Origin of the sequence: Prosthecobacter sp. (assembly GCF_029946185.1) — a bacterium.
Classification (GTDB): domain Bacteria; phylum Verrucomicrobiota; class Verrucomicrobiia; order Verrucomicrobiales; family Verrucomicrobiaceae; genus Prosthecobacter.
Map to the genome: position 1 here is coordinate 1 of NZ_JAQSEA010000168.1, position 3,180 is coordinate 3,180.

Sequence of the window (3,180 nt, forward strand, 5' to 3'; positions counted from 1 at the left end):
CGAAACGCCATAGCAAAGGCCAATGCCGAGGCCTGGAGCGCTGAGGACGGTGTCATCGTAAAAACCACCGGCGCACTCTCCCCCGAATGGGCCAGTCGCCGCTACAAACCAGAAGGACTGTGGGCTTATCAACCAGTCAAAAAACCAGCGGTGAAAACCTCCAGCCCCATCGATGAACTCATCGCCCTGCACATGCCCGACGGCATGCACCCCGCGCCCGCAGCCGATGCCCTCACCTTCATCCGCCGCGCCACCTTCGACCTCACCGGCCTGCCTCCCACACCCGAAGAAACCGCAGCCTTCGAAAAAGAATTCATCCAGGATCCAGCATCAAGCATCCAGCATCTAGTCAACCGCCTCCTCGCCTCACCGCACTACGGCGAGCGCATGGCCCGCCACTGGCTCGATGTCACACGCTACGCTGACAGCAGCGGCTTCGCCAACGACTACGAGCGCGGCAACACCTGGCGCTACCGCGACTACGTCGTGCGCAGCTTCAATGCAGACAAGCCGTATGACCAGTTCATCAAGGAACAGATCGCTGGTGATGAGATGCCGCCCGGCAATTCTGAAACACTCATCGCCACCGGCTTTCTACGCATGGGCCCCTGGGAACTCACCAGCATGGAAGTCGCCAAGATCGCACGCCAGCGCTTCCTCGATGACGTGACCAACAGCGTCGGCGAAACCTTCCTCGCCCACTCCCTGCAATGCGCCCGCTGCCACGATCATAAATTCGACCCCATACCCACGCATGATTATTACTCCATGCAGGCCTGCTTCAGCACCACACAACTAGCAGAGCGCCCAGCCCCCTTTCTGCCGCAGGAAAACACGGCAGGTTTCGAAGAGAAAAAATATCTCGAAGCACGCCGTATCGAACACATGGCGATGCTGGCACGTCTTGATGACAAGATGCTCGCCAATGCCACGAAATGGCACGCTGAGAAAAAGCTCGATCCCGCCGCATGGGACAAAGCCGTAACCTCCGCACGCGCCTTCATCGCCAACGGTGGCAAAGTGAAGAAGGGCCGCAGTTTCACCGGCGTCTTTGAAACCGCCCGATCCGCCCTGCAAAAACAAAACACACCAGAAGACCAGTACCCACCCAAGCTCGTCGGCTTCGAACCGGAAGACTTCGGCAACGAACGCGTCGCACGCAAAGGCCTCGAACGCCTGAAGTGGGAACTGGAACGCTACGAACCCTTCGCCTTCAGCGTCTATGATGGCCGCACACCCCAGGTCACCAGCATCACTCAGCCCATCCGCATGCCCCTCGACCCCATGACAAATGGCGAACTGGAGCAAACCGCGATCCTCGGTGGCGGCGATCCTTTTTCCCCCACCCGTCCCGTAAAACCCGGCGTCCTCTCCGTACTCGGCAGCATCGAATTCCCCAATGCCATCGCAGGCCGTCGCACCGCTTTGGCAAACTGGATCGCCAGCAAGGACAACCCTCTCACCACACGCGCCATCGTCAACCGCCTCTGGCTCTGGCACTTCGGCCAGGCCATCGCCGGCAACCCCAACAACTTCGGCAGCACCGGCAAAAAGCCCACGCATCCCGAATTGCTCGACTGGCTCGCCGCCACGCTGGTGGAGAAAAACGGGTCCATCAAAGAACTCCATCGCCTCATCATGACCAGCGCCGCCTATCAGCGCAGTTCCGAAATCAAAGCCGAAGTGAGCCTCGAAGAAGCCGAAAAATCCTACGCCGTCTTCAAGCCCCGCCGCCTCATGGCCGAAGAGATGCACGATGCGATGCTCAGCATCACCGGCGAGTTGAACCCCACCCTCGGCGGCATCCCCAATCGCCCCGAGATCAACATCGAAGTCGCCATGCAGCCCCGCCAGGTCATGGGCACCTTCGCCTCCGCCTGGGTCCCCAATGCCCTGCCCGCGCAGCGCCACCGCCGCAGCTTGTACGCCTTAAAAATTCGCGGCTTGCGCGACCCCTTCATGGAAGTCTTCAACGAACCCGGCCCCGACTTCTCCTGCGAAGCCCGCGAAGTCTCCACCGTCACCCCCCAGGTCTTCAGCCTCTTCAACGGCCAGCCCACACACAATCGCGCACTCGCGCTGGCCAATCGCGTGCTCAAAGAAAAGCCGGCAGATGTCATCACGCGCCTCTTCCAGCTCACCTACGGCCGCCCGCCATCCGCCGCTGAAAAATCCGCCTGCACCACGCACTGGCATCTTATGGTAGCCAGACAAGCCACCCTCGCCTTCAAACAACCACAGCCCCCACTCGCCGTAAAACGCGACGCCGTGGAAGAAAACACCGGCGAGAAATTCAGCTTCCACGAAAAACTCCCTGGCTACGCCGATTTCATCCCCGATCTCCAGCCCGCCGATGTCGATGCACAAACCCGCGCACTGGCAGACGTCTGCCTCGCCCTGCTGAACTCGAATGAATTCGTCTACCTCTACTAATCCATGAAGCCGAACTTCTTCCCCTGCTCCGACTCTCGCGCACTGCATGCACCCACACGCCGTGAGTTCATCTATGGTCTCGGCACCTCGCTCGGCAGTGTAGCCCTCACCTCCCTCCTCGCCGCTGAACAGACCAGCCCCCTCGAACCCAAGGCGCAGCAGTTTCCCGCCAAGGCCAAAAACTGCATCTTCCTCATGATGGAAGGCGGCCCCTCCCACATCGACACCTTCGATCCAAAGCCCGTCCTCGATAAACTCCACCTCAAGGAGTTCACCCGTGAAGGAAAGCAGAAGTCCGCCATGGAAAGCGGCAAGCGCTACTATGTAAAATCCCCCTTCAAGTTCGCCCAGCACGGCCAGAGCGGCGCATGGATGAGCGATCCCTGGCAGCATCTCGCAGGCGTGGCGGATGAGCTCTGCTTCTTTCGCGGCTGCCAGGTGGACTCAGTGAATCATCCCACCGCCATGTATCAGATGAACTGCGGCAACCGCTTCGGCGGAGATCCCGCCCTCGGCGCATGGGTCACCTACGGCCTCGGCTCCGTCAATCAAGACCTCCCTGGATTCATGGTCCTGCCCGAGATCAGCTACCCTCAAGGCGGCAGCGCAAACTGGAGCAACGGCTACCTGCCCGCCCAGTTTCAAGGCACCCCGCTACGCCCCAAAGGCTCACCCATTCTCGATCTGCGACCACCGCAGGGCATCAGTGCCGATCATCAGCGCGCAAATCTCGATCTTCTCGCTCAG

Annotated in this window: 2 protein-coding genes; both read left to right on the forward strand. The window is 60.4% G+C overall.

Features of this window, described 5'->3' with window-relative positions; all coding sequences use genetic code 11:
* Positions 1-2,433, forward strand: a 2,433-nt coding sequence (locus PSV43_RS14790) for a DUF1549 and DUF1553 domain-containing protein (RefSeq protein ID WP_300198727.1), incomplete at its 5' end; no start/stop codon positions are given.
* A 3-nt stretch (positions 2,434-2,436) separates the two neighbouring features.
* On the forward strand, positions 2,437-3,180 hold a 744-nt coding region (locus PSV43_RS14795), incomplete at its 3' end, for a DUF1501 domain-containing protein (RefSeq protein WP_300198730.1).